The following is a 17,431-nucleotide window of genomic DNA, read 5'->3' as shown; positions in this document are numbered from 1 at the left end:
GCGGCGGCCCTAGCGCATATCCCGCGCGCGCACCCAGATCAAGGCGCCGGCCTCGACCGGCACCGCCTTGCCCTCCGGGTTCTTCAGCGGCGCGTCCCCGTCCAGCAGGGCCGCGAAACCCCACCAGCCGGCGCGCGGCATGGCGTAGTGAAAGACCCCATTGCGATCCGCCTTCACGACCTGGGTGATGAAGACGTCCGCGGGAGGCGTGACCGAGCCGTCGTTGCGCCATTCCACTTCGATCTCGGCGAAGGGGACCGGTTGGCCAGACTGCTTGACGATGCCGCTGAACAGGTTGCCGGTCCAGAGACCGTAGGGGCGCGTGAGCGGGACGATCTCGACCGGCAGTCCGACCTCGGCATCCCAGCCTTCCCCGGCTCCGAAGGCGTCGACGACGACCTTGGTGTAGTGGACGATCATGACCCCTTCGGCGGGTTCCCAATAGGGCGCGGGTTCGACGAAGAAGACATAGTCGCCCGGTTGTTTGACGCGATACTCGGCCGCGTAGGCGTGTTTGCCATCGACCTCGCGAGCGGTCAGGCTTGCCAGCAGATCCTCCGGTCCGGCGGGACCGAGGACTCCGAACCGCGCGGGCTTGCCCATGTCCATCGCCGGACCGCGTTCCATCGGATGGGTGAACTGGAGCTGGAGCGCGACCGGATTGCCGCTCTCGGCCGTGACGATCTCGGCGGCGGGGATGAGTTCCTGGAAATGGGCGGGCGCACTTGCGGAGAGGGCGAGGGCGACCGACCCGGTTAGCGTGGCGAACAGGCGTATCAATCTCGGTCGAGTCATGGCGGATCGTCGATCACCGGGCATCGCCGGAGGAGGAGTGTGATCGGATTTTCATTTGTAACACTGCTCGATGTCAACTCGTCCCGCAAGGCCCGTCAGTTCAGAAGATGACGCTTACAGTTTCGGGATCAGGATCAGCCCCCAGTTCACCAGACAAAAGGCGATGCTGGAAAAGACCGCCGCGGAGGCGATGTCCTTGGCCCGACCGGACAGCTCGTGACGCTCCAGACCGACGCGGTCGACGTTGGCCTCGATGGCCGAGTTCAGCAGTTCCACGATGGGTACCATCAGCAGGCTGCCGACCAGAATCGCCCGCTCCACGGGCGTTTCGCCGAGCCACAGCGCCAGCGGAACCAGCGGGATCAGCAGAAAGACCTCTTGGCGAAAGGCTTCCTCCAACTCGAAGCATGCCTTCAGTCCCTTCATCGAGTAGCCGAAGGCATGGATCACGCGGCTCCAGCCCTTGGCGTTATTGTTGGCCATCTTGGATCTCGTTTGCCTCGGGTTTCCAGGCCAGATCGAGCAGACGGGCCGCGCGCACGTCGTCGAGTCGACGGACCGGCAGGCGATAAGGCGCGCCCTTGAGTTTCTCCGGGTCGTCCAGCGCCTCGCGGCGGATCGCGATCATGGCCTCGACGAAGCCATCCAGTTCCTCCTTGGTTTCGGTCTCGGTCGGCTCGATCAGCAGACACTCGGGCACCAGCAGCGGGAAATAGGTGGTTGGGGCGTGATAGCCGTCATCGAGCAGACGCTTGGCGAAGTCCATGGCGTTGACGCCCAATTCTTTCGACTCGCGCTTGAGCGTGACGATGAACTCGTGACTGGCGCGACGCTCCGGATAGGCGGCCTCGAAACCGGCCGACTTCAGACGCGCCATCAGATAGTTGGCGTTCAGGGTGGCGAAGTCGGCGACCCGTCCCATGCCCTCGCGGCCCAGCATGCGGGCGTAGACATAGGCGCGCAGCAGGATGCCCATGTTGCCGCCGAACGCGGTCAGTCGGCCGATGCTGTCGGGTCGTTCGTCCTCCGTCATCCAGCGGTAGTCGTCCCCATCGAAAGCGACCAGCGGGACCGGCAGATAGGGCTCCAGTCGCTGCGAGACGCCCACCGGACCCGCGCCGGGACCGCCGCCGCCGTGCGGCGTCGAGAAGGTCTTGTGCAGATTCATGTGGATGACATCGAAGCCCATGTCGCCCGGCCGCACCTTACCGAGGATGGCGTTGAGATTGGCCCCATCGTAATAGAGCAGACCGCCGGCGGCGTGGACCGTGCGGGCGATGGCCTGGATATTCCGGTCGAAGACGCCGACCGTGCTTGGATTGGTGAGCATGATGCCGGCGGTCTGGGGGCCGACCGCCGCGTTCAGGGCCGCGAGATCGACATCGCCAGCGGTGCCGGTGGGAATCTCGCGGACCTTGAAACCGCACATCGCCGCCGAGGCGGGGTTGGTGCCATGCGCGGCATCCGGCACCAGAATCTCGGTGCGCGCCAGATCGCCGCGCGCCCGATGATAGGCGCGAATCATCGCGACCCCGGCGAATTCGCCCTGCGCGCCAGCGGAGGGAGCGAGTGACACCGCATGCATGCCGGTAATCTCCTTGAGCATTTCCTGAAGCTCGTGGAGACAGGCCAGTACGCCCTGGCCGTGGCTGTCCGGCGCCAGCGGGTGACGGGCGAGGAAGCCCGGCAGCGAAGCCAGACTGTGACAGGCCCGCGGGTTGTACTTCATGGTGCAGGAGCCCAGCGGGTAGAAATGGGTGTCGATCGAGAAATTCTTCTGCGACAGCCGGGTGTAGTGACGCACCGCCTGTAACTCGGAGACCTCCGGCAGCGCGGGCCGCGCGCGGCGGCGCAGCCCCTCGGGAAGGTCGGTTATCGCGGGCGGGTTGAGCGGCGCCTGGGCGGTCGCCCGGCGGCCGGGGCGGGATTGGTCGTGGATCAGCATCGATGTCTCAGTGTTACAGGTGTGGTGTGGAAGGATTGTCTTGTGAGTCCGATGATGATGGTGGCCGCTCGTGAAGCGACTCTAGGAAAAGTTGTGCACGATGTTCGTCGCTGACACCATCCCAAGCCGACTGGAAACGCTGGAACGCGGCCATGTTGATCAGGATGGGTTTGGCAAAGTCGATATCCTCGACGGCGGGTGCGTCGCTGACTTTTGCATACTGGGCGGCCTGGATGATCGCCGTGCTGACAGTTTCTTTGTCCAGGTCGCCAAGCAGTCGCTGTAAAGCGCGGGCCGTGCTTCCCGATATCCATATCTTCACGGTGTCGTAGTCGATCGGCTCACTCTGAACTCTGAAATAGTAAAGATTCTCATCGGACGGCGCCGGTACATCGAAATAAGGCTGAATTTTAATTCCGGCACTGGTCGTCACCGAATAGCGTTTTTTGTCGGTGTCGCGTTCGTAGATCCAAAGACTCTTGCTTGCTTTTCTGGCACCCTTAGCAGGTGTGACATTCCACTCCGCATAATATCGATCAGGTTCTGGAATCTCCCATGGCTGCTCGAAGTAAAGGAATTCCATCAATGAGTCTTCCCATAACAGCCAGCCCAGTCGCATATCTGTTTCAATATGAGCGGGTGCTTGTTCGCGTACTTTTTGCGTTCTAAGTTCAATTAAATCGGTATATTGCCTGAAAACATCGCGCATCGTATCGTCAGCGGCCTGTTCTGTGTTGTCGATACGAATGGAACGTGTCGCTGCGGGATGCATCATGGTTGTGCCACACACTGACTTGATCGGTCGTGCTCCAAGCCCGGATACGCGAAGAAGTTTCTGTTCAACGCCGAGACCGCCATGATTCACATCGATGTTCAAGTTGCTCCAGCCGGAATGCGGTATTCTCTTGGCTGCGCAATAAACTTTGTTCCAGTCGTCTTCTTCAAACTTGCGGCCCATCATGCTGGCAACTTGGGTTGCAAGCAATAGTTTTGCATGACTAAATTCAGAATCCGAAAATGCTTTGAGAGTATGCATGAAATCGCCTATTCTGAATTCTTGACGATGTTTTGCAATGCTGCTAAAAAACGCATTGCCGCGTCTTTAAATTCTATAAAACTAATCTGTTCGTGATTTTTCTGCATGCTAAAAACAAGCCACTCACTATAAAGTCTGCGCCAATCTAACTCGTCGCTTCGCACGACATGTAGATAGTTTGTGATTGGAATCGCTCTGTCTCTACCTGCAAGAAAATCGGCGATTGTCACTGAAGAATTTGATATTTCTTCCCGATCTTCGGATTGTTTGGCGTTAAATGGTTTTTGACAATGTAGAACCAAATCGCAACCGGCGGTATTATCGCTAACAAAATGTTTGAATGTCCCGTGTTGCTTGTCGAATATATCCATCTTTTTGATGATAAATCCGGATTTTTCTATCGCTGATTTGAGGGCAGCCCACACTTGTCCGGATGAATTCATGAAAACAAGCAGCATCCAATGGCCAGGACGTAAAACCCGAAAACATTCGGACAGACTTTGACACATCAGATCCTGGTAATCCTGTATGTTTTTTCCCTGTGCGCGATTGATAATTGCTTCATGCGTCGTATCAGTGAAATTTCCAAGCCAGGATTCCCAAAGAATATTCATTTCCGAGTAATTAATATTAGCCCCAAATGGGGGGTCGGTAAAAATTAAATCGATGGAGTTATCTGGAAGGTAATCAAGATTCGTCGCGGACTGGCAGATCACCGCTTGCGTGCCTTTATAATGAACGGCAGTCGTCTCAAGATGATCCAGAATATTTCCAGCCTTCCTCTCGAAAGTCACAAAAACGTTTGCTTCGTTAAAAATAAAAGGGACATTAAATCTTGCCGTATTTCCGCTGCCACCCCAAAAACGAAACTCGGACATTCGAGTCACTCTTTGATAGAGCGAGGTAAAAACGAAGGCAGCGGCAGCGGCGAGATCGTTATTTTCGATCCGATGAATTGCTTTCCAAAGTTGACTCATCGCCGATAGATTTCTTTTCGTATAAAGTTGATCGATGGCGAGCAATCCATGATGCCTGGGTTGATTGAGGTTGACACCTTCCGGGATCTTATTCGTGGGATAAAAATGCTCGGCTAGAAAATCTCCCGAGTTAATGTCTTCAATTTTTTTGATATCTTCGTGTGAGAGAGCGTGTTCGATTTGGTGCTTGCTACAGCATTTATAACCGATGAGGACGGGCTCGACCGATGAGCGTGACAGTTCGCGCTTTTTAATTTTTTTATTGCAATTCGGGCAAGGAAATTCTTTTAAAATTTTATGTTCGCGAACGGTTTTGCCGTATTGGCGGCAATGATTCCATAAAACAAATTCAGACTGACAATGCGTACAGAGAACGCGGTATGACCAGACCGTATAGAGTATCTCCGTCTCTTTCCCGCATTCTCGACACGTTGTGCTATAGAGCCGATTTCTGACATCGGCAACGGCCCTCATAACTTCCTTGATAGATGAGCTGAAATCTTCCGGAGAAACTGATGTCGTAAAATTGCGAGCGATAAAACAGGCGGCGGGGGACAGTTCGTTCAGAATGACATCCATTCCTGCGATTCGCGCGGCAACGCCCGTCATTCCGCTTCCCGCAAACGGATCGAGAACAAGGCCGTCTTCCGGGAGGTAGTGACGCAGGAACGCGAGAATTCCCTGCGGAGGAACCTTGGTGTGATAGGTATGAGCGTCGTAGGTGTAAGTATTTTTCCCTGCGGAAATATTCATGATGGTCGCCTGATCCGGGGTACTTGCCGGAATCGCATGACGATCAAGCATGGTTTCCAGAGTGCTCTCACCCTGGTCAAAAAAAATTCCGGATTTGAGACGCGCGAGAATGGGTTGTAATGGAGATAAGTTAAAACGAATCCTAGATTCTGTCGTAAAAAGATCCGGTTGATGAAGACGCATCGCAGCCCTTGTTGAACCGCGCGATGCGAAAGATCCGTTTTGCAGGACAACTTCTGGTATACGAATTCCTTGGTTTTTTTTGATGTCCGAAAGAACTTTCGCGATATTTTCTTTTTGCGAAAAAGATGGATCGCTGATATTACGTTCCCAATGATCGACCGCCACTAGTGAAGTACCAAGAAGTTGAGCAAGTTCCTGGTAACTGAGCCCGGTCTGTGCTCGAATTTCTTTTAGCTGTTCTGTAATTGTGATCTCGGGCATTACTGTCTCAAAACTCTCTCAATATTTTCGTGTCATTTGGTTATGAAAACGAATCGGTTTCCCAAGCGTTAAGACTTGAGAAACTGATTCGCGACTCACAAAGCTGCATTGCGCTTCGATGTATCAAAAGTATCTTGACGATAAACTTTTAAAGTACAGCCAGCGCCGCGTCGTAATCCGGTTCCTCAGTAATCTCTGGCACCAGTTGGGTGTAGAGCACGGTGTTGTCCGCATCCAGAACGACGACCGCGCGGGCGGTGATGCCGGCGAGCGGGCCGTCTTCGATCAGCACGCCATAGTCCTTGGCGAAGTTGCGCGAGCGCATCATCGACAGACCGATGACGTTCTCGATCCCCTCGGCGCCGCAGAAACGGCCCATCGCGAAGGGCAGATCGGCCGAGATCACCAGCGCGACGGCATCGGCCTTCCCGGAGATGGCGGCGTTGAACTTTTTGGTCGAGGTCGCGCAGACCGGGGTATCCAGACTGGGCACGATGTTCAGCAGCTTCTTCTTGCCGGCGAAATCGGCCAGCGTCTTGTCGGCCAGATCCTTGTCGACGAGTTTGAAGTCGGGCGCCGTGCTGCCGATGGCGGGCAGGTCGCCGCTGAGGTTGACGGGGTTGCCTTGGAGTGCGGTTTGGGCCATGTGAGTCTCCGGGTTGATCGGTTCAGAATTTCGGTTCGACCGGGCATTTTGCCTGGGTCCGGGTGGCGACGATGCGCGCCAGCTTGTCGGCATAGCCGCGCATCTCCTCTTTCGTGCGGAGTTCGGTCGCGCAAATCAAGAGGGCTTGGCCCAATTCGGGATAGTCCCGACTCAGATCGAAACCACCAAGCACGTTGTGCGCCGCCAGCGAGCGCAGCAAATCGGCGGTCGGCGCGGGCAGGCGCAGCGCCTGTTCGTGAAAGATGGGCTGGTCGAACAGTGGCACGATGCCGGGGATTTCGCACAGCAGGGCGGCGAGCCGTTGGGTGTTGGCATGGCAGGCGGACGCCACCCGTTCCAGACCCTCGGCCCCCAGCAGCGCCAGGTGGATGGTTGCCGCCGTGACCAGCAGACCCTGATTGGTGCAGATGTTGGAGGTCGCCTTGCCGCGGCGGATATGCTGCTCGCGCGCCTGCAGGGTCAGGGTGAAACCGGGCTTGCCGTCCAGATCCAGCGTCCGTCCTGCGATGCGACCGGGTAACTGGCGCACGAATTCCTGCTTGCAGCAGAGAAAGCCGGCATAGGGTCCGCCCGAGGACAGCGGCATCCCCAGGGGTTGGGCCTCGCCGCAGGCGATATCCGCGCCGGTGCCGCCCCAGTCGCCGGGCGGCGACAGCAGGGCCAGCGCGATCGGATTGACGACGGCGATGGCCAGTGCGTTGCGGGCATGCGCCCACTCGGTCAGCGCATCCACGTCTTCGAGCACGCCGAACACATTGGGTTGGTTGACGACCACGGCGGCGAATTCATCGCTGCCGGCGACCGCGTCCAGTTGCTCGACCGTCGTCTGGCCGCCCTTGAGGTCGAAGGGGATTTCAACCAGCTCGATCCCCTGTGCCGCAACGATGGCATGCACCGTGCGCCGGTAGGCCGGATGAAGCGCGCGCGGGACCATGACCTTGTTCGATTTGGTCTTACGGTTGGCGCGCACCGCCATCAGCACCGCCTCGGCCAACGCCGAGGCGCCGTCATAGAGCGAGGCATTGGAGACATCCAGCCCGGTGAGCGCGGTCATCATCGACTGGAATTCATAGAGCACCTGGAGCGTGCCCTGACTCGCCTCCGCCTGATAGGGCGTGTAGGCGCTGTAGAACTCGCCGCGGGCCGCGATCTGCCAGACCGCGGCCGGGATATGATGATCGTAGGCGCCCGCGCCGATGAAGCAGACCGGCTGACCGTCCGCCCGAGCACGGGCGTGCATCAGACGGGCGATGTCCATCTCCGCCATGCCGGTGGGGATGGCGGTCAGTTCGCCGATCCGCAATTCGGCCGGGATCTCGTCGAACAGGTCGTCGATGGCGTCGACGCCAATGGTCGCGAGCATCGCGGCGATGTCGTCGTCGGTATGGGGTACGAAAGGCATAAGAGGCTATCCGGAATAAACCGTATTCATGACGTCATGCGTCGTTTCGAGTGGTTGGCTAAGTTGGCAAGCCGTCATGAAAGACGAAGTCGACGCGGTTTAACTGGTTAAGGAAATTAAAAATTTAAACCGCGTCAACGACGGCGCCCGTTGACTGACGCGAGGCAGAAGTCGGCATGCAAACAACGCCTGAGCGTGTTGGACGCGGCTTAATCAGGCGTCGTCTTCGACGACCTTCTCGTAGGCGGCGGCATCGAGCAGCCCGTCGAGCGCGGCCATGTCGCTCGGGGCGAGACGGAAGATCCAGCCTTCGTCATAGGGGCTGGTATTGATGACGTCCGGGGTGTCGGTCAGGAGTTCGTTGGAGTCGACGACCTCGCCGGCCAGCGGGGAGTAGATATCGGAGGCGGCCTTGACCGATTCCACCACGGCGGTGGCTTCGTCGGCGTCCACCTCGCGACCGGACTCGGGGGCTTCCACGAACACGATGTCGCCCAATGCCTCCTGAGCGTGGTCGGTGATGCCGACGGTCACGGTGCCGTCGGCATTGTCGCGCACCCATTCGTGCGATTTGGTGTATTTCAGGTCGGTCGGTATGTTGCTCATTGTTCGGTTCTCCATGCTTTTCAAGTTAAACGGTCGACGAGGATCTTGCCGTGGCGCACGAATGGCGGCTTGACCACTCGCGCCGACACCGCCTTGCCGCGAATTTCCACCTCGCAGGTTTCGCCCAATCCAGGGGCAACCCGCGCGAACGCAATGGAGCGCTCCAGGGTCGGCGAGAAGCCGCCGGAGGCGATCTCGCCCATCTCCACGCCGTTGCTCAGCACCTTCAGATGGTTGCGGATGATCCCAGGTCCGGTCAACAGCAGGCCGACGAACTGGCGCCGCGCGGGGGCGTCGCGCAGTGCGGTCAGCGCCGCGCGTCCGATAAAGTCACGCTCGGCGGGTTCCCAGGCGACGGTCCAGCCCAGACCGGATTCCAGCGGGCCGACGGTGTCGTCCATGTCCTGACCGTACAGGTTCATGCCGGCCTCCAGGCGCAGCGTATCGCGGGCGCCGAGTCCGCAGGGTCGCACCCCGGCCGCCAGCAGCGCCAGCCAGAGACCGGCGGCCTGCTCGCCGGGAAGCATGATCTCGAAACCGTCCTCGCCGGTATAGCCGGTGCGACCGACGAACCAGCCATCGCCCTCGGCGGCGAAGAAAGACGGGAGTTGCATGGCGTTTGCGCGGATCGCGGCGGGAAGCAGCGGCTCGGCCCTGGCGCGGGCCTCGGGGCCTTGCACGGCGATCATCGCCAGCTCGACGCGGGGTCGGATGGCGGCCTCGAAGCCGATGCTGCGGGCATTCATCCAGGCAAGATCCTTGTTCGCGGTGCCGGCGTTGACGACCAGGCGATAGCGATCCGGGCCGCGGGCATAGACGATCAGATCGTCGACCACGCCGCCCTGCTCATTGAGCATGCAGCTATAGAGCGCCTTGCCGGGGAACTGGAGTCTGGCGACATCATTGGCAAGCAGAAACCGCAGAAAGGGCAGGGCGCCTGGACCCTCAATATCCACGGGCCGCATATGCGAAACATCGAACATGCCTGCATCGCGTCGCACGGCGTGGTGCTCCTCGATCTGGGAGCCGTAGTGCAGCGGCATATCCCAGCCGCCAAAGGGAACGATGCGGGCGCCGAGACGCTCGTGTTCCGAAAACAAAGGGGTACGCAATCCCATTCGACTCTCCGCTGGACCTGTCGGACGTCGCCCCGGCCTTGTGGCCATCGACAACGAAAACGACGCCGATGGCTCGCGGCCATCGACGTCGCCCCTCTGTCCTGAACCTGAGAGTTTGCGGATGGGAGACGGATCGCCGCTCCCTTCGCAATCCTTTCATGATTCGCCCCTTCGATTCACTGAAGGCGTATCGCGAACGGATTGTGAAGGCCGTCGAAACCTGCTCTCCGCCGCTGCCCCGTCGGTGGGTGGCGGCCGAATGATCAGCCGGCACCGCTCTCCAGAGTCGGTCGTTATCCCCGCGGTCCGTTTGCCTGAGCGATTCCGGGCGGTGTTGCGCCTTCGGCGTCGGCGCTGGAACGCCGATCTCTCCCACGGGACATGACACGAAGGCGCACTATAAGCGCGGGACGCCGGGATTTCCAGCCGTGGTATCGACAGGATGACCGGGCGCGCGAGTCGATTCTGAATGAGGTAGCAATGAAAAGCCCCACATGGGCAGGGCTGATCGATTGCATGGATCGGGGGATCGGTTTAGTGGCCGGTCGCGACTCCCGCACCCCGCGGAACCCGTACATCCTCGACTAGATGCCGGATGTGCTCCGGAGGCGGCGCGGTGAGCATGGAGACTAGAATGGCGGCCATGAAGTTCGCCAGCGCGCCGACGGCGCCGAATGCCTCGGGCGTGATACCGAGGAACCAGTTGGCGCCCATCCCGAGCTCGGGCATCAGGAACTCGGTGCCCTTGACGAAGAAAATCCCCTTGTGCTGAAACACATAGAGCAGAGTGACCGTAATCCCGGTGACCATGCCGACGATCGCACCGATGTTGTTGGTCCGTTTCGAGAAGATGCCCAGCATGATTGCCGGGAAGATCGACGAGGCCGCGAGACCAAAGGCCAGCGCCACCGTTCCGGCGGCGAATCCAGGTGGATTCAGACCCAGATAACCGGCCAGCAGGATGGCGCCGATCATGGCGATTCGCCCGGCCAGGAGTTCGCTCTTCTCCGAGATCTTCGGCATCATCACGCCCTTGAGCAGGTCATGCGAAATCGACGAGGAGATGGCGAGCAGCAGACCGGCCGCGGTGGAGAGCGCGGCGGCGAGACCGCCGGCCACCACCAGCGCGACGACCCAGGCCGGGAGATTGGCGATTTCGGGATTGGCCAGCACCATGATGTCGTTGTTGACCGTCACCATCTCGTTGCCTTTCCAGCCAAATTCCTCGGCCTTGGCGACGAAGGCCGGATTGGCGTCGTTGTAGTACTGGATGCGTCCGTCGCCGTTCTTGTCCTCGAACTTGAGCAGTCCGGTGGTCTCCCAGCGCTTGAACCACTCCGGGCGCTCGTCATAGACCAGATTGCCGGTCTCGCTGCCGACTGGGCCGATCTGGATGGTGTCCATCAGGTTCAACCGCGCCATGGCGCCAACCGCGGGGGCCGTGGTGTAGAGGATGGCGATGAAGATCAGTGCCCAGCCCGCCGAGTAACGGGCATCCTTGACCTTGGGGACGGTGAAGAAGCGGATAATGACGTGCGGCAGTCCGGCGGTGCCGATCATCAGCGACAGGGTGTAGACGAACATGTTGAGCGTGCTGCCCATGACCTGAGTGGTGTACTGTTTAAAGCCAAGATCGGTCACCACTTGGTCGAGCTTGGCGAGCAGGGAGATGCCGCTGTCGTCACCGATGTAGGTTCCGCCGAGTCCGATCTGCGGGATGGCGACGCCGGTGAGGGTCAGCGCGATGAAGACGGCCGGGACCGTGTAGGCGAAGATGAGCACGATATATTGCGCGATCTGGGTGTAGGTAATGCCCTTCATGCCACCCAGGATCGCGTAGACGGCGACGATCCCCATGCCAACCAGGATGCCGATCTCGTAGGAAACGCCCAGGAAACGGGAGAAGGCCACGCCGATACCCGTCATCTGGCCGATGACATAGGTCACCGAGGCGAGGATCAGACAGATGACGGCCACCACGCGCGCGGACTGCGAGTAATACCGGTCGCCGATGAATTCCGGCACCGTGAACTTGCCGAATTTACGCAGATACGGTGCCAGTAGGAGCGCCAGCAACACATAGCCGCCGGTCCAGCCCATCAAAAAGACCGAGCCGCCATAGCCGCCGAAGGCAATCATGCCGGCCATGGAGATAAAAGAGGCCGCCGACATCCAGTCGGCGGCGGTCGCCATGCCGTTGGCGATCGGATGGATGCCGCCGCCGGCGACATAGAATTCGCTGGTGGTTGACGCGCGCGCCCAGACGGCGATGCCGATGTAGAGCGCGAAGGTCGCGCCAACCACACCGTAGCTCCAGAGTTCAAGTTCGGTCATGGCGTGCGCTCCTTAGTCTTCTTCGACGTCGAATTTTTTGTCGAGCCGACTCATCAGTGCCGCATAGACGAAGATGAGCACGACGAAAATGTAGATCGAACCCTGTTGGGCGAACCAGAAGCCAAGCGGGTATCCACCGAGAGAAATGGCGTTCAGAGGTTCGACGAGCAGGATGCCGAACCCAAACGAGACGATGAACCAGATGATCAAGAGGACCGTGAGAAGGCGTAGGTTCGCACTCCAGTAGTCCGAGCGCTTATCGGGCGTCATAGCGTTGTCACTCCGTATCGGTGTTTGCGGTGAGCGGGAAATGGGCGTATTGGGCGATGATTGCGTCTTGCCAGTCAGTGCCGGGGGCGGGCAATGCGCCCGTTTAATGATTCTTCTTCCATCCGCGTTGACCGTTAGCCTGGCGGCTCGGGGCATTCTCTGAGCACCTTCGGCATGCTGTCAATGACCGAGACGCGATCAGGGCCATTGACGAGGGAGGCGCGGCGCGGTGCTTGAGTGGCAAGCGGGCGGATGAACCGGATTCCAGATCAAACATTCGCGGACATCGGTTGCCAATCGGTGCCGGGTTTTTTACTCTGTCCGGCGGAACGCCAGACGGGTGCCTGGCCAATCCGATCGTCATCACAGTACAGAGAACAGCATGCATTATCTGAGCACACGGGGCGGCATCGCCCCCATCGGTTTCACGGACGCGGTGATGATGGGACTCGCCACCGATGGCGGTCTGCTGGTGCCCGCCGAGATCCCCCACCTCGATGCCGACACCTTGCGCGCCTGGTCCGGCCTGAGCTTCCAGCAACTGGCGCTGGAGGTGTTGACGCCCTTTGTCGGCGAGGAGATCCCGCGCGCGGATCTGCGCGCGCTGATCGACGCCTCCTACGCGCGCTTCTCGCACCCCGAGGTGACGCCGGTGATGGACGCTGGCGGCGTCCGGATCCTCGAACTTTTCCACGGACCGACCGCCGCCTTCAAGGACGTGGCGTTGCAGTTTCTGGGGAATCTGTTCGAGTATCTGCTGGCCCGCGACGGCAGCTCGCTCAACATCGTCGGCGCGACCTCCGGCGATACCGGCTCGGCGGCGATCGATGGCGTGCGCGGCAAGCAGCGCATCCAGATCTTCATTCTGCATCCCAAGGGTCGGGTCTCGCCGATTCAGGAACGGCAGATGACCACGGTGCTGGATGCCAATGTGCACAATCTCGCGGTGCGCGGAACCTTCGACGACGCGCAGAATATCGTCAAGGCGCTGTTCAACGATCTGCCCTTCAAGTCGGCCTATCGTCTGGGGGCGGTCAACTCGATCAACTGGGCGCGGATCCTGGCCCAGACGGTTTACTATTTTTATGCCTGGGGCCGGATCAGCGGCGGCGATCCCGCGCGGCGCGTCAGTTTCGCGGTGCCCACCGGAAATTTCGGCGATGTCTTTGCCGGCGATCTTGCCAGACGTATGGGCTTGCCGATCGAGCGTCTGATCATCGCCACCAACCGGAACGACATTCTGACGCGCTTCGTGCACACTGGCGTCTATGCCGTCGGGGACGCAGTGTACCAGACCCTGAGTCCGGCGATGGATATCCAGATCGCGTCCAACTTCGAGCGCTATCTCTATTTCCTGCATGATGGCGACACGGCCCGGATACGCGCCTTGCTGGCCGACCTGCAGGCGACCGGACGGCTGGAGATCGCGCCCGAGCGGCAAGCACGCGTCCGGTCGGACTTCGACGCCGTGGCGGTGAGCGATCCCGAAACCCTGGAGCAGATCCGCGCCACGCATGCGGCCAGCGATTATATCCTCTGCCCGCATACGGCGGTGGGGGTGCGGGCGGCGGGCGGTCGGGATGGTGTCGTTTGTCTCGCGACGGCTCATCCCGCCAAGTTCAACGAGGCGGTGACCATGGCGATCGGGCGGGAGGCGCCTCCGCCGCCATCGCTCCAGGGGTTGATGGAGAAGGAGGTGCGTTGCGCTGAACTGGAGGCGACGGTCGGGGCCGTCAAGAGCCATCTCCAAGCGACGCTTGGCGCCTTGGCGGGCGGGGATGTCTGATGTCCAAACTGTTTTCAATGAGATCGATGTGATGACCGAGACTGGCCGCTACGTGCGCATTCTGGATACGACGCTACGCGACGGCGAGCAGACTCAGGGCGTGTCTTTTTCGCCGGACGAGAAGGTCAATATCGCGAAGGCGTTGCTGGAATTGGTGCGGGTCGACCGCATCGAGGTGGCTTCGGCGCGCGTGTCCTCCGGCGAGGCTGACGCGGTGTCGCGGATCGTCCAGTGGGCCGAGGAACGCGGGCTGGCGGAGCGCGTCGAGGTGTTGGGGTTCGTCGATCGCGGTCTCAGCGTCGACTGGATCCGGAGCGCCGGCGGGCGGGTCATCAACCTGCTCGCCAAGGGGAGCGAAAAGCACTGTCGCGGTCAGTTGGGCAAGACGCTCGCATTGCATGCCGCCGACGTGCGCGAGACCATCGCGCTGGCGTTGGAACGCGGGTTGGCCGCCAATCTCTATCTGGAAGACTGGTCCAACGGCTATCGCGATTGTCCGGCCTATGTCTTCGAGCTGGTCGAGCGGCTCGCCGATTGCGGGATCGGTCATTTCATGCTGCCGGATACGCTCGGCGTCATGACCCCGGAGCGGGTGTTCGCCGCGATCTCGGACATGGTCGGGCGTTTCCCCGGTCTGCAATTCGATTTCCATCCGCACAACGATTACGGACTCGCCACCGCCAACGTGCTCGCCGCGGCCCAGGCCGGCGCGGCAGCGGTGCACTGCACCGTCAATTGTCTGGGCGAGCGCGCCGGCAATGCCTCGCTGGCCGAGGTCGCGGTCAATCTGCGCGATCAGCTCGGGTTCGAGATTGGGATCGACGAGACGCATCTGGCGCGGGTCAGCGAGCTGGTCGAATATTTTTCCGGCAAGCGGATCGCCGATAACGCCCCCATCGTCGGCGCCGATGTCTTCACCCAGACGGCCGGCATTCATGCCGACGGGGACCGGAAGGGCAGTCTCTACCACAGCCGGCTGTCGCCCGAACGCTTCGCCCGGCGGCGCAACTATGCGCTCGGCAAGCTGGCTGGCAAGGCGTCGCTCGCCAAGAATCTGGAACGCCTCGATATTGAGCTGTCCGAAGAAAATCAGCGCAAGGTGCTCAAGCGCATCGTCGAGCTGGGCGACTCCAAGAAGAGCATCACCACCGAGGATCTGCCCTTCATCATCGCCGAGGTGCTGGAGAGTCAGGATTACAATCACGCCGAACTGCTGGCCTGCTCGGTGGCATCGACCCTGGATCTGGAATCGACCGCCAGCATCCGGGTGCGCTTGGACGACGAGATCTATACGGCAGTCGGCAGCGGTAATGGCGGTTTCGACGCCTTTGTGAGCGCGTTGGCGAAGGTCGTGAAGCGGCGCGGTCTGAACCTGCCGTCGCTGGCGAACTACGAGGTGCGGATTCCCCGGGGCGGGCGAACCGATGCCTTGACCGAATGCAGCATTACCTGGGACACCGGGCAGGGCGAATTGCGCACTCGCGGCGTCCACGCCAATCAGGTGTTCGCCGCGATTGCGGCGACGCTACGCATGCTCAATATCCTCATGCATCGGATTCTGAGCGAACAGCGGGCCTCCGACAACCCGCCAGCCGCCGCAGAACGGATTTTGCGTTAATCCGATCGAAATGTCGTCGCAGGCTTTGATTGAAGACGTTGTCCAATGCTAGTTTCAAATCGCCAATGAGGTAATGTTCATGTCGCTGTCAAGGAATGAGGAGCAGACTTCGCCCGTGATCGACGTTTTTTGGAAAATAAAACCATGGCAATGGTCTCTTGTCGTTGCGGCACTTGGGATGCTGGTTTTTATTTTTTCCGATGGATTGAAGGGTATGGTCGCTGCCTGGGGGCAGGAAGAATATAGCCATGGTTATATGCTTCCGCTCGTTGCCGCGTTCTTCGTGTGGCAGAAATCCAGCGCACTGGCGCAGATGCCGTTTCGCGCGAGTTGGTTAGGTGTACTGGTCACGCTCTTCGGTCTTTTTATCTACATTGCCGGAGAATTGGGCACGCTCTATACGGTGATCCAATATGGGTTTCTCGTCACCCTAGGTGGCGTATTTCTCTCGTTCATGGGCTGGCGGGCGTTTCGATTGATCCTCCCGGCCTATGTTCTGCTGTTCTTTACAGTGCCCCTGCCCAGCTTTCTTTACAATAATCTTTCCTCCGAACTGCAATTGATTTCATCTCAGTTAGGGGTGATGGTGATTCGCCTGTTTGGAATCACGGTTTTCCTTGAAGGTAATGTCATCGATCTCGGTAATTATCAACTGCAGGTTGTCGAGGCATGCAGTGGCTTGCGTTATCTTTTCCCTCTAACGGCGCTCGGGTTTATTGCCGCGGTTTTATTCAAGGGGGCATTGTGGAAGAAGGTTGTGCTGTTTCTCTCGACGATACCCATTACCGTCTTCATGAACAGCTTTCGGATCGGCGTGATCGGGGTGCTGGTCAATTATGGCGGAGCGGGCATGGCCGAGGGGTTCATGCATGATTTCGAGGGGTGGATCGTCTTCATGGCCTGCGCTGCAATCCTGGTGCTTGAGATGTGGCTTCTTGCGAAGATCGGGCGGGATCGTTTACCGCTGCGGGATGCCTTTGCGATCGAAGGCCCGGATCCGCTGCCCGCGAACGCCAGGATTCAAGCGCAAATCATACCCTCCTCCTTTTATTTGGTCCTTCCCCTCCTGCTGGCTGTGATGGTCGTCTCCCAGTTATTGCCTCAGCGGGAGGAAATCATTCCTGAGCGAGTTGAATTTGTCTTCTTCCCCAGAGATATTGGCGAGTGGCGCGGTCGACCCGATCGGTTGGAAAAGATCTATGTCGACGCGCTTAAATTCGATGACTATCTTCTATCCGATTACGCGAACGGGGCTGGCGACTCGATTAATCTCTACGTGGCCTATTATGCGTCTCAGCGCAAGGGCGCTTCAGTGCACTCGCCGAAAAGCTGTCTGCCGGGAGGCGGTTGGCGTATTCAGGAATTTTCTCAAGTTGAAATCGATGCCAGCGGATTTGACGGTCAGCCAATCCGCGTCAACCGCTCTTTGATTCAAATGGGAGACGAGCGTCTACTGGTTTATTATTGGTTTCAGCAGCGTGGCCGTATCATGACCAATGAATATCTGGTGAAATGGAATCTATTCTGGGACGCAATGACACGGAATCGCACCGATGGGGCACTTGTCAGAATGACGACGAAAGTTCCTCTCGGCGCCAATCTGGATGAGAAGGATGTCCTCTTGTCCGATTTTGTCAGGATTATTGAAAGTCCACTCCGGCGCTTTGTTCCGGAGTGACA

General features: G+C 59.3%; 14 protein-coding genes and 1 riboswitch. Of the genes, 3 read left to right on the top strand and 11 right to left on the bottom strand.

Annotation, left to right across the window (positions count from 1 at the left end; genetic code table 11):
- Nucleotides 1-9: 9 nt before the first annotated feature.
- The 11 genes from QZY07_RS13475 to QZY07_RS13425 all read right to left on the bottom strand — a co-directional run bounded on the left by QZY07_RS13475 (nt 10) and on the right by QZY07_RS13425 (nt 12,347).
- Nucleotides 10-795: a DUF4198 domain-containing protein gene (locus QZY07_RS13475; protein ID WP_295403541.1), complete on the bottom strand. Its 786-nt coding sequence runs from the start codon at nt 793-795 to the stop codon at nt 10-12.
- Between the two features lie 114 nt (nt 796-909).
- Entirely contained in the window at nt 910-1,278 is a 369-nt protein-coding gene (locus tag QZY07_RS13470) for a diacylglycerol kinase (protein ID WP_295403539.1), read from the bottom strand.
- Nucleotides 1,265-2,776: an aminomethyl-transferring glycine dehydrogenase subunit GcvPB gene (gene gcvPB, locus QZY07_RS13465; RefSeq protein ID WP_295403643.1), complete on the bottom strand. Its 1,512-nt coding sequence runs from the start codon at nt 2,774-2,776 to the stop codon at nt 1,265-1,267. Before gcvPB ends, QZY07_RS13470 begins: the two co-directional genes overlap by 14 nt.
- Nucleotides 2,754-3,776, bottom strand: coding sequence for a hypothetical protein (locus tag QZY07_RS13460; RefSeq protein WP_295403536.1), 1,023 nt, complete (start codon nt 3,774-3,776; stop codon nt 2,754-2,756). The genes gcvPB and QZY07_RS13460 overlap by 23 nt, the downstream gene beginning before the upstream one ends.
- Nucleotides 3,777-3,784: 8 nt before the next feature.
- Entirely contained in the window at nt 3,785-5,950 is a 2,166-nt protein-coding gene (locus QZY07_RS13455) for a DNA methyltransferase (protein ID WP_295403534.1), read from the bottom strand.
- 148 nt (nt 5,951-6,098) lie between these two features.
- A complete protein-coding gene (gene tpx / locus QZY07_RS13450; protein WP_295403532.1) occupies nt 6,099-6,596 on the bottom strand; it encodes a thiol peroxidase in 498 nt (165 codons plus the stop codon).
- A 22-nt stretch (nt 6,597-6,618) separates the two neighbouring features.
- Nucleotides 6,619-8,019, bottom strand: coding sequence for an aminomethyl-transferring glycine dehydrogenase subunit GcvPA (gene gcvPA, locus QZY07_RS13445; protein ID WP_295403530.1), 1,401 nt, complete (start codon nt 8,017-8,019; stop codon nt 6,619-6,621).
- 213 nt (nt 8,020-8,232) lie between these two features.
- Nucleotides 8,233-8,625 carry a glycine cleavage system protein GcvH gene (gcvH, locus tag QZY07_RS13440; protein ID WP_295403527.1) on the bottom strand — a complete coding sequence of 131 codons (393 nt, stop codon included), beginning with the start codon at nt 8,623-8,625 and terminating at the stop codon, nt 8,233-8,235.
- A 20-nt stretch (nt 8,626-8,645) separates the two neighbouring features.
- Entirely contained in the window at nt 8,646-9,743 is a 1,098-nt protein-coding gene (gene gcvT / locus QZY07_RS13435; RefSeq protein WP_295403524.1) for a glycine cleavage system aminomethyltransferase GcvT, read from the bottom strand.
- A 292-nt stretch (nt 9,744-10,035) separates the two neighbouring features.
- Nucleotides 10,036-10,128, bottom strand: a riboswitch (glycine riboswitch).
- A 149-nt stretch (nt 10,129-10,277) separates the two neighbouring features.
- Nucleotides 10,278-12,077: a sodium:solute symporter family protein gene (locus QZY07_RS13430; RefSeq protein WP_295403521.1), complete on the bottom strand. Its 1,800-nt coding sequence runs from the start codon at nt 12,075-12,077 to the stop codon at nt 10,278-10,280.
- A gap of 12 nt (nt 12,078-12,089) precedes the next feature.
- Entirely contained in the window at nt 12,090-12,347 is a 258-nt protein-coding gene (locus tag QZY07_RS13425; RefSeq protein ID WP_295403518.1) for a DUF4212 domain-containing protein, read from the bottom strand.
- Nucleotides 12,348-12,729: 382 nt separating this feature from the next.
- On the opposite strand from QZY07_RS13425, the gene thrC reads away from it, so the two are divergent.
- The 3 genes from thrC (at nt 12,730) to xrtD (ending at nt 17,429) form a co-directional block, all read left to right on the top strand.
- Complete coding sequence (gene thrC, locus QZY07_RS13420) at nt 12,730-14,133, top strand: threonine synthase (protein ID WP_295403514.1); 1,404 nt, start codon at nt 12,730-12,732, stop codon at nt 14,131-14,133.
- A gap of 31 nt (nt 14,134-14,164) precedes the next feature.
- The gene (locus QZY07_RS13415; RefSeq protein ID WP_295403511.1) at nt 14,165-15,751 is read left to right on the top strand and encodes an alpha-isopropylmalate synthase regulatory domain-containing protein; all 1,587 of its coding nucleotides are present in this window, start codon (nt 14,165-14,167) and stop codon (nt 15,749-15,751) included.
- A gap of 115 nt (nt 15,752-15,866) precedes the next feature.
- Nucleotides 15,867-17,429 carry a VPLPA-CTERM-specific exosortase XrtD gene (gene xrtD / locus QZY07_RS13410; protein ID WP_295403509.1) on the top strand — a complete coding sequence of 521 codons (1,563 nt, stop codon included), beginning with the start codon at nt 15,867-15,869 and terminating at the stop codon, nt 17,427-17,429.
- Nucleotides 17,430-17,431: the final 2 nt, after the last annotated feature.

The organism is uncultured Thiocystis sp. (genome assembly GCF_903866365.1).
Classification (GTDB): domain Bacteria; phylum Pseudomonadota; class Gammaproteobacteria; order Chromatiales; family Chromatiaceae; genus Chromatium.
The sequence above is the reverse complement of the archived record's forward strand: the minus strand, read 5'-3'. Positions and strand labels throughout refer to the sequence as shown.